At 62.7% G+C, this 20,719-nt stretch carries 19 protein-coding genes; 13 read left to right on the top strand and 6 right to left on the bottom strand.

Translation table 11 applies throughout. The features are described from left to right. Positions 1 to 58: 58 nt before the first annotated feature. Positions 59 to 1,018, bottom strand: a complete 960-nt coding sequence (locus tag AC5Y5B_RS20795; protein ID WP_500006255.1) for a dipeptidase — start codon at positions 1,016 to 1,018, stop codon at positions 59 to 61. Here AC5Y5B_RS20795 and AC5Y5B_RS20790 point away from each other — a divergent pair. Both AC5Y5B_RS20790 and AC5Y5B_RS20785 read left to right on the top strand, forming a co-directional pair. Then, positions 1,017 to 1,559: a GNAT family N-acetyltransferase gene (locus AC5Y5B_RS20790; RefSeq protein ID WP_500006254.1), complete on the top strand. Its 543-nt coding sequence runs from the start codon at positions 1,017 to 1,019 to the stop codon at positions 1,557 to 1,559. The two genes, AC5Y5B_RS20795 and AC5Y5B_RS20790, sit on opposite strands and share 2 nt — an antisense overlap. A 288-nt stretch (positions 1,560 to 1,847) precedes the next feature. Next, positions 1,848 to 2,207 (top strand): hypothetical protein, encoded by a 360-nt coding sequence (locus tag AC5Y5B_RS20785; protein ID WP_500006253.1) that lies wholly within the window; start codon positions 1,848 to 1,850, stop codon positions 2,205 to 2,207. Between the two features lie 288 nt (positions 2,208 to 2,495). On the opposite strand, the gene AC5Y5B_RS20780 is transcribed toward AC5Y5B_RS20785, so the two are convergent. The 3 genes from AC5Y5B_RS20780 to AC5Y5B_RS20770 all read right to left on the bottom strand — a co-directional run bounded on the left by AC5Y5B_RS20780 (position 2,496) and on the right by AC5Y5B_RS20770 (position 6,436). Next, the gene (locus tag AC5Y5B_RS20780) at positions 2,496 to 3,731 is read right to left on the bottom strand and encodes a cytochrome P450 (protein WP_500006252.1); all 1,236 of its coding nucleotides are present in this window, start codon (positions 3,729 to 3,731) and stop codon (positions 2,496 to 2,498) included. Then, entirely contained in the window at positions 3,718 to 5,130 is a 1,413-nt protein-coding gene (locus tag AC5Y5B_RS20775; RefSeq protein ID WP_500006297.1) for an ABC1 kinase family protein, read from the bottom strand. The genes AC5Y5B_RS20780 and AC5Y5B_RS20775 overlap by 14 nt, the downstream gene beginning before the upstream one ends. A gap of 91 nt (positions 5,131 to 5,221) precedes the next feature. Beyond that, complete coding sequence (locus AC5Y5B_RS20770; RefSeq protein ID WP_500006251.1) at positions 5,222 to 6,436, bottom strand: ABC1 kinase family protein; 1,215 nt, start codon at positions 6,434 to 6,436, stop codon at positions 5,222 to 5,224. Positions 6,437 to 6,448: 12 nt separating this feature from the next. Here AC5Y5B_RS20770 and AC5Y5B_RS20765 point away from each other — a divergent pair, with 12 nt between their 5' ends. The 3 genes from AC5Y5B_RS20765 (at position 6,449) to AC5Y5B_RS20755 (ending at position 9,487) form a co-directional block, all read left to right on the top strand. Continuing rightward, on the top strand, positions 6,449 to 6,664 hold the full coding sequence (locus tag AC5Y5B_RS20765) for a YciI family protein (RefSeq protein ID WP_500006250.1): 216 nt from the start codon (positions 6,449 to 6,451) through the stop codon (positions 6,662 to 6,664). Positions 6,665 to 6,705: 41 nt separating this feature from the next. After that, positions 6,706 to 7,305: a TetR/AcrR family transcriptional regulator gene (locus AC5Y5B_RS20760; protein ID WP_500006249.1), complete on the top strand. Its 600-nt coding sequence runs from the start codon at positions 6,706 to 6,708 to the stop codon at positions 7,303 to 7,305. Positions 7,306 to 8,077: 772 nt separating this feature from the next. Next, positions 8,078 to 9,487 carry a type IV secretory system conjugative DNA transfer family protein gene (locus AC5Y5B_RS20755; protein ID WP_500006248.1) on the top strand — a complete coding sequence of 470 codons (1,410 nt, stop codon included), beginning with the start codon at positions 8,078 to 8,080 and terminating at the stop codon, positions 9,485 to 9,487. Positions 9,488 to 9,958: 471 nt separating this feature from the next. Here AC5Y5B_RS20755 and AC5Y5B_RS20750 read toward each other — a convergent pair whose 3' ends face one another. Beyond that, entirely contained in the window at positions 9,959 to 11,053 is a 1,095-nt protein-coding gene (locus tag AC5Y5B_RS20750; RefSeq protein ID WP_500006247.1) for an IS110 family RNA-guided transposase, read from the bottom strand. Positions 11,054 to 11,711: 658 nt separating this feature from the next. Here AC5Y5B_RS20750 and AC5Y5B_RS20745 point away from each other — a divergent pair. Continuing rightward, positions 11,712 to 12,383: a hypothetical protein gene (locus AC5Y5B_RS20745; protein WP_500006246.1), complete on the top strand. Its 672-nt coding sequence runs from the start codon at positions 11,712 to 11,714 to the stop codon at positions 12,381 to 12,383. A 14-nt stretch (positions 12,384 to 12,397) separates the two neighbouring features. Here AC5Y5B_RS20745 and AC5Y5B_RS20740 read toward each other — a convergent pair whose 3' ends face one another. Continuing rightward, complete coding sequence (locus AC5Y5B_RS20740; RefSeq protein ID WP_500006245.1) at positions 12,398 to 12,889, bottom strand: hypothetical protein; 492 nt, start codon at positions 12,887 to 12,889, stop codon at positions 12,398 to 12,400. 89 nt (positions 12,890 to 12,978) lie between these two features. Here AC5Y5B_RS20740 and AC5Y5B_RS20735 point away from each other — a divergent pair, with 89 nt between their 5' ends. Genes AC5Y5B_RS20735 through AC5Y5B_RS20705 form a run of 7 tightly spaced genes read left to right on the top strand, consistent with a single transcriptional unit; the run spans position 12,979 to position 20,693 of the window. Then, positions 12,979 to 13,332: a hypothetical protein gene (locus AC5Y5B_RS20735; RefSeq protein WP_500006244.1), complete on the top strand. Its 354-nt coding sequence runs from the start codon at positions 12,979 to 12,981 to the stop codon at positions 13,330 to 13,332. Positions 13,333 to 13,357: 25 nt separating this feature from the next. Further along, the gene (locus AC5Y5B_RS20730) at positions 13,358 to 14,443 is read left to right on the top strand and encodes a hypothetical protein (RefSeq protein WP_500006243.1); all 1,086 of its coding nucleotides are present in this window, start codon (positions 13,358 to 13,360) and stop codon (positions 14,441 to 14,443) included. Between the two features lie 13 nt (positions 14,444 to 14,456). Next, on the top strand, positions 14,457 to 15,404 hold the full coding sequence (locus AC5Y5B_RS20725; protein ID WP_500006242.1) for a conjugal transfer protein: 948 nt from the start codon (positions 14,457 to 14,459) through the stop codon (positions 15,402 to 15,404). Between the two features lie 42 nt (positions 15,405 to 15,446). Continuing rightward, positions 15,447 to 15,716, top strand: coding sequence for a hypothetical protein (locus AC5Y5B_RS20720; protein ID WP_500006241.1), 270 nt, complete (start codon positions 15,447 to 15,449; stop codon positions 15,714 to 15,716). Further along, entirely contained in the window at positions 15,716 to 16,081 is a 366-nt protein-coding gene (locus AC5Y5B_RS20715; protein ID WP_500006240.1) for a hypothetical protein, read from the top strand. The genes AC5Y5B_RS20720 and AC5Y5B_RS20715 overlap by 1 nt, the downstream gene beginning before the upstream one ends. Then, complete coding sequence (locus AC5Y5B_RS20710) at positions 16,078 to 18,678, top strand: ATP-binding protein (protein ID WP_500006239.1); 2,601 nt, start codon at positions 16,078 to 16,080, stop codon at positions 18,676 to 18,678. The genes AC5Y5B_RS20715 and AC5Y5B_RS20710 overlap by 4 nt, the downstream gene beginning before the upstream one ends. Further along, positions 18,672 to 20,693, top strand: coding sequence for a hypothetical protein (locus tag AC5Y5B_RS20705; protein WP_500006238.1), 2,022 nt, complete (start codon positions 18,672 to 18,674; stop codon positions 20,691 to 20,693). The genes AC5Y5B_RS20710 and AC5Y5B_RS20705 overlap by 7 nt, the downstream gene beginning before the upstream one ends. Positions 20,694 to 20,719 lie beyond the last annotated feature (26 nt).

Here is a 20,719-nt window from a genome sequence, read left to right as displayed (position 1 = left end):
TCGCGATGGTTGGACGGAGTGGAAGTAGCAGTTTCGAATACACCCACCTGACCGGCTGCTATCGGGTGCGCCATGCGTTTTGGGCCACCCGATAGAAGTTGCCGCCGAGCACGGCGGCAACATCAGTGTTGGGCCAACCCCGTTGAGAAAGATGTTCACCGAGCGTCAGCAGTGTTTCTGGTGGCATCCACTGGATCGGTCCCCAGCGGGTGTAGCTGTCGTCGAATAGGTGTGCGTTGCGGGTGAGTTCGTCAACGACGTCGGCATAGTCGAAGGAGAAGTCGGTGCTCACGCCGACGTGCTCGATGCCGACCAGGTTCACTGCGTATTCCAGGTGTTGCGTCATCGCGTCGAGGGTGGGGGTATTGGGTCCGAGAAAGATTCCGACTCCGGTGATTCCGATAACCCCGCCGGTGGCCGCGCACGCGCGCGCCTGATCGTCGGTGATATTGCGCGGGTGATCCCAGACCGATCGCATACAGGAGTGGCTGTAAACGACTGGGCCGGTGGATACCTCACACATCTCGAGTCCCGTGCGGGCACTGCAATGGGATCCATCCGGAACGATACCGACAATGTTCATCTCGCCAACGAGTGAACGGCCCCAGTCGGTCAGACCGCCATCGGCGGCGTCCAGACAGCCACTGCCGGCACGGTTGGCATGGTTGTAGGTGGGTAGCAACGTGCGCACCCCAAGGTCGGCCAGAACGGTGAGGTTGGCAAGGTCGTCGTCGAGAGGGCGGGAGTCTTCGAGGTCGAAGACCACGGCGATGCGGCCAGCACCGGTGATCGCTGCGACGTCGCCGACGGTGGCTGCCAGCTCGAGGTCCGGATGCGCGTCGACCGCGCAACGGTAATGCTGCAGCAACGCCAGCGTGTCGTTGAGGCTGTGCGGCGAATACCCTGCGTTGACTGACACGAAGGCGCCGCCGTGACGCTGGTAGCGGGTCAACGGGGCGACGTCGCTGTCAGTATGCAGTGGCAGACACAGGTGCTGGTCCCACAGGAGCGAGGTCATGAATACCGATCCTGCATCATCGGTCCCCGCGGTTGGATTGCCGATCCGCACCGAGCGTCTGACGATCCGCCTCCTTCGGCGAAATGACCTCGAAGCCATGCACGCCGTGTACTCAGATCCCGAAGCGACACGGTTCATTCCCGGCGGCGTGCGCGACCACGACGGCACTCGCCAACGAGTCGCAGACCTGATCGATCATCACGACCGTCACGGCGTCAGCAAGTGGGCGGTCACCCTGTCCCACAACGGTCAGCTCATCGGTGGCTGCGGACTGCAGTTCCTGCCCGGCCGCCAAGACCTTGAGCTGGGCTTTCATTTCGCCCGCGCATATTGGGGCCACGGCTATGCCGCCGAATCCGCGTCAGCCTGCTTGGCGTGGGCACTGACTAACCGAACCGAACGCATACTGGCCATCGTCATCCCAAATCACCATGCCTCGCAACCGGTTTTAACCAAGCTCGGCATGCAAACGAGTTGGACGCGACCACATCCTCGGACACAGCTGGATCGTCTACGAAGCTCACCGCGACCCGCCCACTAACCATCGAGGGGTCAATTCTCGGGATTCGTTTCGGGGTTAACTTTCAGAAAGCGTTGACACGGGTCGACATTAGTGTCGCTCTGTAGCGGCAGGCAGGTGTGCTGGTCCCACAGAAATGACGCCATGGATACCGATAGTGCACCACCGCGGGCGGAAAGCCCGATTTATATGCGGCGCTTATCCGCGAGTGCCCAGTTAGAGGGTCCCGTTGAATGCGTTCGTTACGTGTGTCGACGGGAGGGTCGAGTATGCGTTCTACCCGTGTCACCCAGACAGCCGGGGCACTGGATGGCCATTCGGACGCCGATCCCGTTTTTAAACAAGACGACAATCGAGGCCGAGGCGGCTACGTTCGGGAACGGTTACCTGAGCGCCGGGCTGCATTTCCCAGACCCCACCGGCTTGTCCGAAGAGCGGGCACAGCAACTGAACGACCGGTGGCATCGTCTCGGCCTCGACCTCGACGTGTCCGACCTGTTTTACAGCGGCGAACGCAGCATCGTGATCGACTACCTGACCAGCCACAGTTGGGACGTCACCGCCCATCCTCTCCGAGACCTCTATGAGAGCAAAGGTTTTGAGTTCCCCAAAGATCCGATACTCGGCGCCTTCGGCGACATGAGCTACGTCAGCGCAGTGCTTCGATAACTGTAAATTGAGCCTCGCCATACTGTGGCGCGATGTCGTAACGGGTAGCCCCGGACGAAACATGTCTTCGACCAGCCGAATGCCGGCTGAGATCATCGAGCAATGGCCTTCACCGCCCGTTTACTTGCCAGAACGTTCCTGCGCCTGCCCGCTCAACGCGTCCGCGAGCGGTTACGCCACCCTGCGACACACGGACTTACCGTTGAACTCACCGAACAAACCGGTGAGATCCCACTCGAAGTGACGGCGGGCTGCAGTCACCACCGCCGACCCTACCGGGGCCAAAATTCATGCAGGCGAATGGGGCCAGGCGCCTTGACGAAACTCAGACGTCGTTGGCGCGGCGATAAAGGTGCAGGGGAGTGTCTGGGGTCCACGGATGGCAGGGTTGTCCCGCCAGGTGGGAGTCCCGCACAGTGCGGGTTGGCGCGCCAGGGTGTACGCGAGTGTTATGGCGGTTTCGAGGCGGGCCAATGGCGCTCCCAGGCAATAGTGGGCGCCGTGGCCGAAGGTCAGCGGTGCTGGTCTGGACAGGTCAGGGCGGAGCTGATCGGGTTTGTTGAAGATGGTGGGGTCGCGGTTGGCTGCGGCGAGCACGACAAGGGCGGGGTCGCCGGCGTGGATGGTGACGCCGCCAAAGACGTGGTCCCGAGTGGCGGTGCGCGCCACGGTTTGCACGGGTCCGTCCAGGCGCAGTAGCTCGGTGATCAATGGGTCGTCGATGGTGGTGATGGTGTCGATCGTTCGGGTGCCGTCGTGCCGGGGGGTGAGGAGACGAATCATTGTCGCACCCAATAGGTTTGCGGTTGTTTCGTGACCGGCGATCGCGATGATGATGGCGGTGGTGACGACGTCGTCGAGTTCGAGATCTATGTCGGCGGCGATGACGCTGAGCAGGTCATCGCCGGGATGGCGTCGGCGATCGGCGGCCAGCGGAAGGAATTCGGTCAGCAGCGTGGCTAGGGCTTCGGTGCCGGTTTCGATGGCGACGGCATTAGTTGAATCGGCGAGTAATCGGGTGATCGCGGGGGACTCCTCGCGAAGCAACCGGGCCGCAGCGACGTCTAACCCCATCCAGGCTGCTGCGACGGCGATCGGCAGGGGCAAGGCGATGTCGGCCATGAAGTCGAACTCGACTCCGGCAGGTATGGATTCGATCGTGTCTGCGGCGATGGTGGCGATACCCTCGCGCAGCCCTGCTATGAAGTTGCGGGTGAAAAAGTCTCGGAGTGCGCCGCGCAATCGCGAGTGGTCGGCGCCGTCGGTGAATAAAATGTTGTGGCGCAAAGTGTCTGGATCCATTGCAAGTAGCGCGGGTGGCGTGTTGGGGTTGGCTAGTGGGTTGCTGGTCCAGCCAGGATCAGCCAGGATCTGTCGAGCCGGGTGATAGCCCAGGATCAGCCACGCCGCGGCGGTGTCATTCCACACCACATCGCCCACGCGGCGACACTCCTCATAGAACGGGTAAGGGCCAGCGGGATCCCACGGCAGCCGCACTCCGGATTCGACGTCAGGGGTGGTCATGATGGTCCAATGCCCCAGGGAGGCCCCGTTCGCGCACCCACTTGTGGTGCAACTTGCCCAGTTCAGTGATCGGTTCGGTGACACCGTCCATGTCGTCATAGATTGCTCGAATCGGCAGCGTTGCTCGCAGACCGGCCGCGACGCTGTTGAAGGCAAGAATGATCCGAGTGGTGAAAGCGTGCTCTGGGGGCAGACTCACCTTGGCGCCTGGATGGTTGCGGTCGCGGATATCGAAGAATCCGCTGACGACCCGCGCGACGGCGTCGGCAGTGAACGTTACTGGTTGCGGCATGGTCATCGGATAGTTGGTGTATGAAACCCACTGCTGCAGTTCATCGGTAGTCAGTGTTGAGTCAGCAGCGATGAAACCCAATTGAATCATCAGGTCGCGGCTGTCGCCGATGCGTCCGTCGATTGCTGCGCGTAGACAGGCCACCCACAACCATCGCTGTTTCTCGGGAATGATTGTGGTGCAGCCGAAATCGAGAAAGCCGACCGTGCCGTCAGGATGGAAGCGATAGTTGCCCGGGTGGGGATCGGCGTGTGACAGGTTGGCGTGTCGGAAGTTGCCATTGGAGAATCGCGCGGTTATTTCGGCCCAGGTGTTTCTCAGATTCTGGTCGGCCCGTTGTGCCGCTGAGTAGTCCATCCCGTCGAGGTAGGTCATCGTCAGCACCCGGTCACTGGATGCTTCCGGAATGACCTCGGGGATACGGATGAAGGGGTGGCCGCGGTAGAGCGCGCTGAAGTTGGCGATGGCAGCGGCCTCGTGGCGATAGTCGACCTCCTCGGCAATCCGGGCGGATGCTTCACGCGCCAGGCTTTTGACGTCAACCTTCATTCCCGACGCCGCGACCAAGAACCTCAGAAACGTCGCGACCAGTTCGGTGTTGGCCAAGTCGTCGCGGATCGCCTGGGCCACACCGGGATACTGAATTTTCACGACAACGTCGCGGCGATCCGACAGCACGGCCCGGTGTACTTGGCCCACTGACGCCGCGGCCATAGGCTCATCAGAGAATTCGGCGAAATGTTGTACAGCCGAACCTAGTTCTTTCTGCAGCACTTTGTGAACGAGTGTCGGGTGCATTGGCGGCGCATCTGACTGTAGCCGGGCCAGGGCCTTCTGATAGGGCCAGTAGCCGCCGGTGCCCATTGTGCGGGCGTCGACCATCGACAGAATCTGGCCGGCTTTCATCAACACGCCCTTGGAGTGGCCGAGCAGTTCGGTGTAGCGCTCGGCGGTGCGTTCGTGAAACCGCTCGACCGCGCCGTCATCACCGGTTTTCTCCCGAAGGCCCGCGATGAGCCGGCCCCCGGCGGCGCGGGCGGTAAAGCCGGCCAGCGGCATGGCGCGGCGGATCCGCCCGCGCGGGATGGGTGTGTCGTCGTGGGGCATGGTGTCCTTGCTGGTGGTGTCCGCGGCGTCACGACGGGCCGGCTCATTGTTGACAGGTGGCCCGAGATGAAGGGCGGAATCTCGCGGAACGTCAGGGGTGGTCATGATGATCCAAAGCCGCGGGTAGGCCGCGTTCGCGCACCCACGCGTGGTGTAGCTTGCCCAGTTCGGTGATGGGTTCGGCGGCGTCGTTCATGTCGGCCCAGATGGACCGGATGGGTAGGCAGGCGCGCAGGCCAGCCAGGATGCTGTTGGTGGCGAGCGTGATCCGAGCACTGAAGGCGAATTCTGATGGCACTGTCATCTGGGCGAGCGGGTGGTCCGCGTCGCGGATATTGAGGGACCCGGCGATCGTGCGAGTAATGGTGTCGGGTGTGTAGGTCACGGGCTGAGGCATGCCTGTCTCGTAGGTAAGGGTCGAGAGCCAGGGCGCCAGATCTTCGGCGCGCAGTGCTGAGTCGACGGGGATGAAGCCCAGTTGGGTCAACAAGTCGCGGCAGTCCTCGAGGCGACCCTCGATGGCGGCCCACTGAAAGGCCACGTACAGCCAGCGCTGCTTTTCGGGAAATGGGGTGGCGCAACCGAAATCCAGAAAGCCGACACTGCCATCAGCATTGAAGCGGTAGTTGCCCGGATGGGGATCGGCATGCACGAGATTGGCGTGCCGATAGCAGCTGTTGGTGAATCGGGTGATCACCTCGGCCCACGTGTTTTTCAAGTCCTGGTCGGCGCGTTGTGCGGCCGGGTAGTCCATGCCGTCTAGGTAGGTCATCGTCAGGACCTGGTCGCTGGAGGCTTCGGGGATGACCTCGGGGATGTGGATGAAGGGGTGGCCGCGGTAGAGTTCGCTGAACGCGGTGATGGTGGCCGCTTCGTGGCGGTAGTCGACTTCCTCGGCGATGCGCGCTGCGGCCTCGTGCGCCAGTGTCCGGATATCGAGCTTGATCCCTGATGCCGCGGTCATGAACCGCATGAACGTCGCCAGCAGTTCGGTGTTGGCCAGGTCGTCGCGGATCGCTTGTGCGACACCGGGATACTGGATCTTGACGACAACCTGACGTTGGTCGGAGAGTACCGCGTGGTGCACTTGGCCGACCGAGGCCGCCGCCATCGGCTCCTCGGAGAACTCGGCGAAATGCCGTACAGCAGAGCCCAGTTGCTCGTCGAGCACCTTGCGCACAAGCGTCGGGTGCATCGGCGGCGCATCAGCCTGCAGCCGCGCCAGTGCCTTCTGGTAGGGCCAGAATCCGCCGGTGCCCACGGCACGGGCGTCGACCATCGACAGGATTTGGCCGGCTTTCATCAACACACCTTTGGAATGGCCGAGCAGGTCGGTATAGCGCTCGGCGGTGCGTTCGTGAAACCGCTCGACCGCGCCGTCATCACCGGTGTGCTCGCGTATACCGGCGACCAACCGGCCTCCTGCCGCGCGGGCCGCGAAGCCGGCCAGCGGCAGGGTGCGCCGGATCCGTCCGTGCGGCACGGGTTGGTCGTGCTGTGCCATCTGGTCCTCCCGTGTGCCCACCGCGTGTAGTAAGCTCTTGCCAAATGTAAGTGATCACTTTGGAGAGGTCAATGACTGCACCGGTGTCGACACGGGAACGGCTGGTCACCGAAGCGATGCGGCTGTTTAGCGCCAAGGGATTTGAAGCCACCAGCGTCTCCCAGATCGAAGCTGCGGCCGGGCTGGCCGCGGGCTCGGGCGCGCTGTATCGCCACTTCAAGTCCAAGGACGCATTGCTCGACGCCGGGATCGATCGCCAGCTCGACCGCCGTCAGGCCATGCGCGACATCCGGGCACTCTTCGCCGGACTCGGGGACCTGCACGCCGAACTGATCGTCCTGGGTCGCTACCTACTTAGCGTTATTGACGAGGAGATCCAACTGCTGCAGATCGCCGCCCGCACACCGGCCGGCCAATCGGCCCGCCTCGACACTGCCTACGCCGCGCTCATCGATGGACTCAACGCCGAGCTCGCCGACTGGATCACCACCTGGGCGCCAACACTGGCCGCAAACGACCGCGACGTCCTCGCGGCGCTGGGGGTCAACGGGATCCTCGCGGCCCGCTTTACGACCAGCCTCTTCCACCAATCTAACGCCCGCGTCCCCGACGATCGCTACCTCACCGAATGGACAGCGCTTCTGGCCACCCGAATACAGACGCTCCACTAACCAAGGTGTTGCCCCGTCGCCGCTGCTGGGGTCGGCGGGCCCGGAGTGCCGTTGTTCGCGCTTGACGGATTCGCTTCCAAGGAATGGCACGAAGTTGAGACGGGTCGCAGATGGCATCACGTGAGACTGATCGGATCGGCGCAAGTCAGGAGGTACGCGATATGACACCTGGTGTGAGAACCGACGGGCCAAAAATAGCGAAAGCCGTAGTGTCTCGAGGATTTAACCTTGAAGCATGGCCGCACAAAATACCCTGATCCCACTTGATCGAGCCCGGCGCCACCGCCCGCTGGATCTATCGGGCTTGTTCACCATCAGAGAAGTGAGCCGGGCCTGCGGCCTGCCCGGGCCGGTCATCATGCAGCTGGTACCGCGGACATGGGTGGAACCAGTAGGTTGGCTCTACACGGGCGACCAAATCAGTGCGGCCATCGCGATTTCCGAAGACTTGCAACGGTCATCGCAGACCAATCTTGCGTCGCCACGTGAGCCGATCCACACGCTGTCCTGCCAACGGTGCGCTGCTCTTACCACAGTGGCCGACGCTGATGCTCGCGGTTGGTTGAACGTAGTGGATCCGGACAGCCGCGTGCTGGCCGACCTGGATGGTAAGGACTACTGCGCAGAGTGTGTGATGGCGTGCCCGAGCTGCAGCACCACTGACAGCGACTCGGTGTGTGCGACGTGTTTGGGTACGCGAAGGGTGCCCAGACCACCGCTATCGAGGAATTTTGTGCAGTCGACCTCCTGGTATCGGCCTTACCGTTGATGCATGGCAATCGCGAACAGCACTGAGGGTTTCCGCCCTCCGGTCACCCCTTTCGCTGGGTGGACGCGAGATTCCCAGGGGCGCCGCGTCCCTTTGGAAACCGCACCGCATGTGGGTGGATTCGCGCCGCCTGGAACCGGTAAAACACGCCGCTGGCTGGCCCAGTCGGCGGTGCTGTGGCCCGGCCCGGCCTTTGTGTCATCCAGTAAAGACGATTTGATGCAGATGGTGGCTTCCCGCCGCTACGGCCCGACAGCACTGCTCGACTTGCGGCCGATCACCGCACCGTTCTATCCCAAAGAGTATGTCTCGTACCGCTTTGACCCTACGGCACTGATCACTTGCCTCAACGACGCTAAAGCGACTGCGCAAAGCCTGCTGAGCACATCAGCGATAGCTATGTCTGGCAGCGCTTTTCGCCAAGGATCCGATCCGGGACCGTGGGACCAGCTCGCACTGGCCCCGCTGGTGTGCCTGCTCTACGCGGCCAGCCCCGCGGCGACCGGTCAGGGGATGGAATGGACCCTGCAAGCCTCGGAAAACGTCGAAACCCCAATGTTCGAAGGCCCGTACCAAACCTCATTTGGTCCCGGGTGGGCCTCGGCAGCAGCATGGACGGGCGACCCCCTGTTCGAGGCGCGTGTGCGCGCGGTGCTGGAAATGGAACCCAAGCAGCGTGATTCGGTGAAAATGACCGTGACCAAAGTCCTCACCGCATGGCTACTGACCACCGAGCGTGACCGCGACTTCCCGCCGTTAGACCTGTCGTTTTTCGATGCCCCCGATGCCACGCTATTCCTGCTGACGCCCGCCGATGGGACGGTCGCCGCGCAGGCGATTGTGTTGATGGATCAATTGATCAACCGGCAACGCATGAAAGTGGCCCAGTGGGAGGAATTTCACCGCATCGGATTATTCCTCGACGAGATCACCAACACACCGATCCCACGGTTGCCGCAATACCTTGCTGAATCACGCGGGCTGGGCTGTTCGATTTGCTTTGCCGCGCAGTCTGGTTCGCAGCTGGACGCTATTTATGGCCCGTTGCAGGGCAAGGCGATCCGAGATGTCACGCCCGCAGCGATGATCATGTACGGCTCCCACGAGCGCGATGTGATGGAATCAGCCGCGTTCTGGTCAGGTAAGGCAACACGGAGTCACCAAAGCTACGATCACAACTCAGACAACAAGAACACGAGCCGCCACTTCGGAAATGCGTTGGAGCCAGCGGAGTTACTGCCCCGCAATATCGGAGAAGCGCGACTAATCCCAAGGGGCACACCGGGAGAGATGGTCGAACTGATCGACTTCGACGAATTCATCCTCTACCTCGACGAGCTGCGGGCTGCACGTTCTTCTTCTTCTTCGCGCCGGCAGCCATTACGGTCAACGCCCACGGCACAGTTGAGTTGATGTGCTCGAGCCCGCCGCCAACGGCGCATATCTTCACGTACGGAACCTGGCATCGGCGCTGGTCGAGCGCTCAAGGGCACGACCCGTATGAACGGTACGTCGTGGCCGGAGAACTGCATGGTCACGACATGCGTCTATGACACACTCGGTTGACACACCTGGGGTCGGCACCAATCCATGAAGCGCACCGCGGTGGTGGCTGGACAACGACAAGCCAGACCCTAAGTGTCGGGGTAACCGTGAGCGCAGCGAGCCGTGATCACCGTCCCAAAGACCGATGAAATTGTGTTTTACCACGCATCAGCCCATCCCTCACACCGAACGCCGGCAGTACGTACAAGGGCGCAAACCCCTAAGAGCGGCATACTGCATGCAAGCCAGACGGACGGCGGTTAGGACCACTCCAGGATAGTCGCTTTTGGTCGGGTCGATATCCCGCAGCGTCAGATTCCAGCCAGATGCGGCGGGCTCTCAAAGACGGACACTTTTGATGTTGGCCGGTAGTTGATGAGTGCTTGACGCCGGGTCGTGGACCGTGCCGTTGGTGCTGAGTTGGTCGCGTTGGAGATGTCTGAACACGCGGCGAACGATGCGACGTTCGACGCGGCGGATGGCTTCAGCATGGGTGTCACCCGTCTCGCGACGCGCTCGGTAGTAGGCCTCACCGGGTGCGCCGTGGCGGATTTGGGTCATTGCGATGCGATAGAGGGCGGCGTTGATTTTCCGGTTCCCGCCTTTGCTCGCTTTGATGCGTACGTTTCTCGGACCTGACGAGTGCGGGACGGGGGCTACACCGGCATGGCGAGCGAAGGCGGCTTCGTTGCGAAATCGCGCGACGCCAGCTGTTTCGCCGACAAGTTTGGCCGCGGTCAGTGCCGCGCACCCGTACAGGGTCAGTAATGAGGGTGCCGCCACTTGCACGCGTGCAGCGATACGCCTTTCCAGTATCTTGATGACTGCGGTGACGGCGATGATTTCGGCCACCTCGTCACGGGCGATTTCGGCCACTAACCCGGGCTGGGCTTCGAGCCATATCCGTAGCGCCTCTTGGTGTTTGTCGTGGCTGAGTGAGCCGGCTTTGGGTGCGTGCAGCGGATCGAGCTCATGTACGCGCCACAACAATCGGTTGGTCAAAGCGGTGCGGTGGGACACGAGGTCATCGTGGCGGTCGACGAGCAATTTGAATTCGCGCGAGACCGGGTCGTGGCTGGCCACCGGCAAGTCGGGTTCGCGTAAAACCGCCCGCGCCACCGACAATGCGTCGATCGGATCTGATTTTCCTCGGCTGCGCGCCGACGCGCGGGTCCGTGCCATCAACCGGGGTGGAACGCGCACCACCCGTTGGCCGGCGTCGAGCAGGTCGCGCTCGAGTCGCATCGACAGGTTGCGGCAGTCCTCGATGCCCCACACCAGATCGGCGCCGAATTCGCGGCGAGCCCAGCCCAGCGCTTTGAGATGTCCTTCCGTTGTTGCCTTGACGGTGAGCTCCGCGAGTTTGCGCCCGCCGGCATCGACCCCGACCATCGTGTGTGTGGCTTTGTGTGCATCAACCCCGATGACAGTCATGACAGCAGTCCCTCGCCAAATTTTTGCAAACAAACGACCGGGCGTCGGCTCCGGAATGGGCTGCGCGAGTTGGCAAAACGATGACACGTAGTCCTGGTGTTGGTGATCGTTGCGCCAAGTGATCTCCGCCGAGCGATGGCATTCCCGTCAGTAGCGCAGCCCGCGGACCGGCAAGAGTGAGTGAGGCCCGTACTCGGTGATGAGGTCCGCTCCAGCGTATCGCCATGCCGGTCACGCCGGAAGACCACAGCCTGACTGACTGACCGTTGTTTGTTGCCCGCTCACCCTGGGTCGGCAACCTTGTATGGTGCGCGCCCGAGCCGGCATGACAACGATAAGCCAAACCCCGGGTGAGCGGTGCACGTCAACCGCTTGATGCGGCGGCCAACGCATTTGCTGAGTGACCTCATGGAAGGTCACACCAGCTGTCCTCCACCGAGCGGCAGCATTCTCGTCCCAAGCGCAACCTGTCGGCCGGCAATCAACTAAATAGCCCGTCGCGGTGATGCAGACGTCGTCAGCCTAACTTCGCCGTGCCGACAACGGAAGCCACCAGTGGTACACCACAAGCTGTTGCCGCACCGGGACGCCGCAAGGGCGGCTGTCGACCCAAAAAATTAGTGCAGGAGAGCGTCTTTGGCCGCTTTAGGCTCGATATATGGCCGTTGACCTGCCTCCGGACCGCTTCGATGACGTCCGGCGAGAATGGATCGCTTACCACCAAGGGTGGTCCACGATCCAGCGCCGCCGCGCCGAACAGCTGGGACGGATCGTGCGCAAACGGCAGCGCATCCGCACCTCGGCGGTACCCGATCCACACGACGACACCCGCTTAGATCCGCTGTGGATGCGGGCAACCAAGTCACGGACCGCGCACGCAGAGCTCGCCCTGGTTGTGGCGGCCGCCATCATCGCCCCGATCGGGTGGGTGTCAGGGTGGGTGTTGAAGAGCGCGCTGGTCCGTCTGATCCCGCAGACGCTGCGTGGTTTTCCGGTCGCGGCCATGCTGTGGACCGGGGCGGCGTTAGCCGCACTGACGCTGCTGATTTCGCAACTCGTCTACGACCCGGCCGGATCATTCGGCCAAGTTGCGGTACTGCCCTGGCTGTGTTTACAGCTCGTCATGATCCCCACGGTCGCCGGCATTTACGGCATCGCCGAGGGCTGGCTGGCTGTCGAAGGATCTGACCAGTGGTGGCCACTGACGCCGGTCAAAAGGCCGATAACAGCCGAGGACGCAGCGGCTATTTTGGGTGCCTACGACATGACCGGGCCAGGGGTGGTCGACACCTGGCCGTTGCACGAGCCGGGCGAAAGGACACGACCGTGACCTCGGGCAACACGTCACGCGGTGTTGGCGTCGGGAAGCAGCGTGGCGGCCTCGTATTCGGCGACCAACTTCTCATCTGGGGACAGTTCGGCAATCACGCGCTGGAGCAGCTCGATACGCCGATCAACGGCCGCGCGGTCCTCCTCGAGCCGGTCGAGTTCCTCGCGCAGCTGCGTGGTGAGCCGCTCTCCAATCTCGTTCTCATCCAGAGGCTGCAACGGGTTCTTACTCTGTTGCACCGATTTGCGACGGGCAAGAATGCTCACCGGGTAGCCACCGACCAAAGCGACCGCCGACGAGCCCGGATGCCATCCCAACACAGCGTCCAAGCGCAGCAAGGTCGCCACGGTGGGGGTCTTCTGGCTTTGCCGGCCGCGGATTTTGCTCAGGGTGTCGTTGACGGGGCCGCCGCGCCGACGAATCTCAGCCTTGGACAGCTTCAGCTGCGCGAGCCGAGCGTCAACGAAATAGATAAGACGGTCGATTCCTTCAGCTGGAGCGGTCATATCTCGCACCCTACCGCACCGAATGATCGAAATCTGATACCAGATTTCCACCGCGGATTTCTGTCACGTCCGAAAGCTAGGGTCGCATCATGAGAATCTTGATCGCCTTCGTCTGCATGGGCTTTCTGGGGACGGTGGCCACCGTGCTGGCCCTTGTCCAGGTGTTAGCCAGCGCCTGGCCAGCCCTCATTATCGTGCTCGCCGTTGTCGTGGCCGCGCGGCTGCGCAATCGGCGCGGACCCAGAGCTGGGGCACCAGCAGCAACCCTGCCTGCGGCCAGCCCTGTCCTCGGCCGGCCGCTGGCGCCTGCCAGCCAGCCGATCCCAGCGCGCCCTACAGCCTGGGTGCTTGTCCCGGTGTGGATGAACGCACAAGCACAGCCATCACACCACCACCCAGTCATCGATGGTGACGTAATCACCGGCGATGGACGTCATGGCTGAGGGGACCGTGTCGGCTCAAGACTGGATGCTCGAGCAACTGCTCGAAGACGGGCCAGCGTTGGCCTTGACCGATCATGCGGCGCCACCGGCGAATCCATCTGACGGTGAGGGACCGACTGACGTCGAGGAGGACCTGGGCGATCACGACAACAGCTCCGTCACAGCCGCTGTGGAGGCCGGTACTGGTCCGGCACCGCATGAACTCGACGAACCCACTGGCGGCGGCGAACAGACCGATCAAGACGTCAATCGAGGGGCGAAGCGAACAGCCGCGTGGCTGGGGTTAGCGGCCGTCGTGGTGGCGATCGTGATCGTGGTGGCATTCGTCGGATTCGGCGGCGGCCCTGACCCGGTGACACCGCCGCAGCACCACGCTGCCATCGCCCCGGTCGCAGCCGTTCCGACAACAAATATTGCTGTGCCGCAACAGGATCAAGGCTTGCCGTTTACCCCGTGGACGACCAGTTGCACCCCGGACGGGGGTGCGGGTGAGCAGCTCGCGGCCCGCTCACCGCTGGCGTTGACTGACACCGCGTCTGATTCGGCGTGGGTGTGCGGTCGTGGACCCCAGGAGAGCCGGTTAGATGGCCAAGTACTGCATGTGCAGTTCATTTGCGATCCGTCGCGGCCGAAGTCGGCATGCAGTTACATGCTCAACTCACTGTCGGTGACTCCGGGGTGGGTGGCGAAAACCCAAGGCGGCAAGGATGAATGGTTGCAGCACCGGGTCGTGACCCACTTGCAGTTCAATTTTTTCAACGGCAATGAACTCGTCACTGATCCGCTGCCCGTGGACACCCATAGTGTCCACGGACCGGTGTCGGTGACGTTGCCCAGCAAGGTGCTGGTCTCCCGTGTCGATGTCATCATCTTGCACACCGATCGCCCGCCGGCCAACCCCCTGCCGACCACGCAGGCATCTGGGCCCAGCACCGCCGCGCCCGACGAGGGACCCCCCAGCGGGCTGGTGGATTCCCTCATCGGAGCCCCTGGCTCCGACCCGGCGGCCCCGCCACCGGCTGATCCGGTCAGTGGCGGCGCCACCAGCAACCCAGTTGATGCCACCTTCGCGATGAGCCAACTGCAATTCTTCGGCCACTCGCCTAACTAGAAGGGACGGGTTGATGAGCACTATCACAATGTCGAGGACCTGGCAGCGCCGCATCAGCCGCGGGCGGAGCCATCTGCGTCAGGCGGCGATCGCGGTAGTAACGCTGTTTGCGGTGTTCGGCTTCGCCGCATCGGTGAAGGTCTTTTTCAGCGCATCCCATCCCGACAGTAGCGACGTCGCCGCGATCGCCCATCGTGTTGATAATCAGCGTGCCGCGGCCGGCCAGTTCGCCGCAGACTTCGTTGCCGCGGTGTTGACCACGCCAAGCTCCAAACACTCGACGTTGCAACGCTTCATCACGCTTCCTCAGGCCGAGACCGTCCCCGCAGCAGTGCAGTCGGCTCCGCCGGCGCCAGCGGTGATCAACACTCCCAAGGTGTGGTCGGTCGTGCCCAACGGCTCGGCCGGTGACGTCGACCTGTATGGGGTTGTAGTAGTCGTCCAACAGCGCACCTACGCCTCGGCGGAAGCAACCACCGCGTTTTACGGTGTGCCCGTGGCGGTTTGGCACTACCAACCCCGCGCAATGGACTGGCCGGTGCCCATGAGCGACCCCGGCCCTGGCGCGGATGTAAAAGAAGGCTACGACCACCCCCTGAGCCCCAGTAACCCGGTGTATCCCGTAGTGAGCGGATTCATCAACACGTATCTGACCGCCACGGCCGGCCTAGACCGCTACGTGGTGGCCGACTCATGGATCAAACCGATCGGCGGCTATCAAAGCGTCGTCATCAAAAACGCCGACACCGCGACCGAGGTCCCTGACGCGCCAGCACCGGGGACGCGCCTTCACGTCCGAGCGCGAGTCATCGCACAAACATCGCAGTTTGCCACCATCAATTTCACCTTCCCGTTGACGGTAGAAAATAACGGCGGAACCTGGATGATCACGGCTATAGACTTAATACCGCAGCTGAGTGATAACAGCGACCCTGTTCCGGCCGCCTCAAACCACAAGTAGCACAACAAGGAGATCCTCGTGAACCCAACTCATGTACAAATTTTGGCCGCAGGTCTCTTCACGTCCGGCACCTCCTTGGCCTACATGCTCGAAGGACTGCTCGCGGCGGCCGCACTCGTGGTGGGCACCGTCGCCACCTTGGGCAAAGCGAGCAAAGAAGGCGCCGGGGCGGGCATGACCCACCAGTTCCTGGTGATCGGTTTATCAGTCACGATCTTCTTGTCCGCGGGCATCGCGGCACTGTTCACCCACGAGTTCCAAAGCCACGGGGTGAGCAACCACGTCAACGTACCCAACCCGTACGGACAGTAGTGGCCGACGAGACACCGGCCAAAGTGTGGTCGGACCAACGCGATCTTCCGATTTACCTGGGCGACTCCGGAGACGGATTTCGCCTGCCGTTCAAGGAGAACTGGCGGCTTCCTGACACCGCCGCACTGCTGGTGGGCTTCGTGGTCACAGCCTCACTGATGACGCTGAACCTGCAAAGCGGAAACGCCTTGACCATCGGTGCCATCGGCACCGTATTGACCGCGGCCGCAATCTGGGCCCTGTCCAAGCTACCTGCGGCGCGGCCTTCACTGCGCACACGGCTGCACTTCTGGCTGGCCGACTTACGCCCGCAGGTGGTGTGTTCACACCACGCTCAAACGCCGAACCAGGCTACGCCACAATGACTCTCACACCCGACGCCGGACCGATCGAGGCTGTCGGCAACCTACGCTTCACCCGCAGCGGGGTCTACGCCGAATACCTGATATCGGGTCTGCCATTCATCTTCTTGCCCAAAGAATCCCAGGATCTTGTCGCCGACACCCACGCCGAGCTCCTCCGAAGTCTGCCCTCCGGCTCAATCCTGAGCGGCCTGACAGCGCCGGTGTCAACTCGCAACATCACCCGACGCATGATATATGCCCACCCAGACCTACACCCTGACAACGTCATTGACGCCGCTGCCATGCCCCCACACGCCGAAGCGTGGGTGCAGCACTGTCAGCGCTGGGCCCCGGCCCTACATGCCCGCAACTCGCGTCGCCGCATCTACTGGCTGAGTCTTCCGCTGGATTACGGCCTGTCCGGGGCCACCACGGCAGGGGGATGGCAGCGTCGCCTGGACTCCATCATCGGCCGCGACAAAGACAGCGCCGCCGCACTAGCGCACTATCGCCAACTGGCCGCCACGATGGTCGCCAAACTACCGCCGGCGCTATTCGCCAAACCAGTGAGCGTGGAACAGATTTGGTGGCACTGGAACTACACCGCCAGCCGCCACAGTTGGCAAAAGCCCATTCCTAATCAACCCCATAACCCGGATGCCCGGCTACCCGGATCAGCGTTTACCCCAGTCTGGAAAGACCCCTCGGCGGCCGCCCTGCGAGGTCGGCGATGGCGCGCCGCCCGCACGGAGGCCGACATCTTCCTGCGCACATATCGGCACGCAGACGACGGTGTGGCCGACTCCTATCAAGCCATTGTCGGACTGGAAAAATGGCCCGACGCCGGCCTGCGTTGGCCACGCGCAACCATCTTCAAAGTGCTCGATGACGTGACCCAGCCGGATATCACCCTGGATTGGACCATTCACTTCACCTTCGACACCGCAGAAGTGGCCGTGGCCACCGCACACAACGTCATCACCAACATCAAAGATCAAGCGCGCCAACGTGGCCGCCACGCCGACAGCGACGACGAGCTGCTGCGCAAACTCGTCTCCGGCAGGCAACTGGCCTCCGCCCTTAAGCAGGGCAGCGCCGAGCGCGGCGTAAACGCCGCGGTCGTCGTCACCGCGGCCGCCGCTGACCCTGAGGCCGCCGACAGCGCAATCGCAGAAGTGATCCGCCGCTATCGCACCCAACGCCTCGAGCTCAAGCGCCGACGCGGCAGCCAGACCACGTTATGGCGCGCCCTTAATCCAGGGACCGAAGCCACCGCCGCCCTGCACGAAATCCGAAACCCCTCCACCACGAACGCGTTCGCGAAATTCGTACCCCTGCTGGCCACCAGCCTGGGCAACAACGTCGGGGTCCCGCTAGGGGAGACCATCACCAGTCCGGGGCTGCGCGAGATCGTTCTCAACGACCTGATCGGCGCCCCGGGCCGGGAAAATCCGGGCAACCTCATCATCGGAGGATCCCCGGGACGCGGCAAATCGCAATGCGCCAAAAACCTCGTGCGGTCATGGCTGGAATTGGGTGCCGGTATCCATCTCATCGACCCCACCGAGGCGCGAGAACACCAAAAAGCGCTTTCCACGTTTGACGACGATAAAAAGGTCGTCATCGACCCCAAGAATCCGAGATTCAGCCTTGACGGACTGCGTATTTTCCCGTTCGAGCACACCGCCGAGCGCACTGTCGACCATTTGCTACCGCAAATGGGATTCTCCCCGTTGAGCCCCCAGGCGTCGCGACTCAAAGGGCTGCTCGCCCCGGCCGCACGTCACACCAACGGTATCGGCTGCCTCAATCAACTGATTGGGCTGTTAGCCGACCGCAGCAGAGCTGACCGCGTCAGCGTCGACGACGATTTATTGATCGCGTTGGAAGGGCTACGCGCCGAGCGCCTCCTGGCACCGATGTTCGATGACACCCTGCCGCTGCCGGACTTGTCCAAGCAGCTTGTCATCTGGAACTTCGGCGGCCTCAAACTGCCGGCCGTCACCGAGGAATACCAAGCCCATCTTCACCACCAAACCACCCCGAGTCAGCGCGCCGCCCAAGCGCTGTACGGCATGGCTGCCGATCTCGCCGAGTCGCTGTTCTTTTCCCGTGACACCCAGCCAGACATCCTGGTCGTCGAGGAGTGCGCGGCGTGGACGCATTCTCCTGGCGGGCAGCGCTGCGCGAATAACGTGATCCGCCAAGGACGTAAGGCATGGACCCTGTTTCTGGGTATCAGCCAGTCACCCAGAAATGACTTTGGTGTACTCGAAGACGAATACATTGAGCAACGGCTCTGCCTGGGCTTCAAAGATGCCGCCATCGCCGAGGACACGCTGCTGTGGTGCAACCGCGACCTCGACCGACACCCACAGTTGCGCAGCGACTACGTCAGCAACACCAGCCCCGCGGCGATGCCCAACTACGGCGACGATTCGATCGATAGCCGCCACGGCAAAGTCATTCCCGGCCGCGAAGGTGAAGCGTGGTACCTCGACGAATTCGGCGGGTGGGGCAAAGTCAAGTTGTTCGGCGCCCCGACCCGCGAGCTCGCCGAGCTCTATGACACCAACCCGCACCGTAAACGGCAACGCCACAGGATCAGCGCATGCTAGCCAGAGCACAGTACTGGCTGCTGTGCCATCCGCGTGTGGCTCGCCCGCTCAAGGTGTATGCACTATTGCAGCTCCTGGCAAGCCTCGCGGTCACACTGGCCCCGGGAGCAAGCGCATCAACTAACGCCGCCGTGCTCAATTGGACTGGCCTGCACGATATTTACGGTGTTCCTATCGGCGACTTCTACCTGTCGCTGGCCAGTCTGCCTGATCAGATCACCCGAGGCGGCCCCGACACCCAAGTTTACGATCCTAGTTCCTGGTTCCCCTGGGTCATCCACGCTCTCGAGGTGATGTCGACAGGTTTCGCAGCCTCCAACATCTTGACCGCCGAGGCGGCCACCTTCATCGGGATCATCGCTTTATCGCTGTGGGTCATGAAACTGACCATTTCAACCTACTGGCTCACAGTGTTTGGTGAGATCGCCAAAGGCATCACCGACGCGGTCATCACCGTCACCACCCGGTGGGGTCTGGTCGCTCTCACGGTGCCGCTCGGGGTGTTCATGGGCGTGTTGGCTATCCGGCGGGGCGAGGCTGGCCGCGGCTGGACAATGGTTCTGCTGGCGATCATGATGCCGGCCTTGGCCATCACCGTATTCTCCGACCCCGCCGGAATGATGTACGGCAGTGACGGCATGCTGGCGTTCGGCCGCAGCATGGGATTTAGCACCGCAGAAGCGTTCACCCACAATGGCGCTATCGGCGGAAGCGGTGGTTTCACCGGTCAAGTTGACACCCTCACCTCGAGTCTCATCACCCATGTCGTACGAGAGCCTCTGCAAGTCTTCAACTTTGGCCACGTCGTAGACACAAAGCCCGGGTGCGCAGCGCAATACACCGCAGCACTACACCAAGGCGTATCAGACGGTCCGATCAAAGCAATGGCCCGCTGTAGGGATGCAGCCGCTGTGCATTACGCCCAAAACCTCGACGGCTCGAACACTTTCGGCGGCTTAATATTGGTTGCCGCGGCGTTTCTGTTTGGTTGGTTCATGATTTCCTCGGGAGCGTCGGTCTTCACGGTGTCACTCAAAGCGATGTACACCACCGCCAAACTCTTGCCCAGCGTGTTCGCCGGCGGCATCTCCGGAGCGGCGCAAGAACACGCCAAAGCCACTGTGTGGCGGTTCTTTAAACACCCGATCGAAGTCATGGTGTTCGTCACTTTCGTCAGCGTGATGGGGCTGGCGATCGAACGGCTCATCTCCCGCCCCTTGCCCGCCGAGTTAGGCGGCAGCAACCCCTTCGCGCATGTGCTGATCATGGCCGGCGGCTCGATGGCGGCGCTGTATCTCCTCCGCCATATCCGCGCCGACCTACTGGGCCAACACCCCGGTCGCGGTCTGCTCGGCCGCGCCGGCGACGTCGCGATGGGCCTGGCCATGCACGCCGGACTACGCGGTGCTGGCTCAGCAGCGCTAGGTGGCCTGCGCGGCCTGCGCGGCAAAACCAAAACGCCCTGGGAACAGCTCGACGAGCAATCATCAATCAATAACCCCGAAGACGTCCTCGGCCAACCTCACGAAGGCTTCGCGCCGGTTCCCGCAGCAGCGCAAAGCGACGCAGCAGCCTCAGGACAACCCTCCGCGGTCGCTGAGACGTCAACGACCGCAGCGGCCGCAGGGACCCACCCTGCGGTCGCTGCGACCACAGCAGCCGGGGAGATCGACCAACTGATCGCCAAGGCCGGTGCCGGAGTGGACCCTCGCCGCCGCCAACGCCAGCCCCGCGGCCGGACCGCAGGGCAGATAAACGCCCCCGGGCACGCGGTCCTCGACACCCACTGGGCAGCGGCCGCAGAGCCGGGCGCAGTCGCCGAACTCCAGTCCACCAGCTCCCTTTCGGCTGCCGCGTCCAACACCGGGTGGGACACCACACCACCACTGTCGGCATACGTCGATCACACTTCCAGCGACGTTCCGCTTCCGCCGGTACCCCCGCCCGAGGATCACACCGGGCCGCCGCCCGACGACGAACCCCCGGCGGCGGTCGATCCCATCTCGGGCCACTGACGATGCCGTTCTCGCAGTACGCCGGG

The organism is Mycobacterium sp. NGS33 (assembly GCF_059812885.1).
The sequence above is the reverse complement of the archived record's forward strand: the minus strand, read 5'-3'. Positions and strand labels throughout refer to the sequence as shown.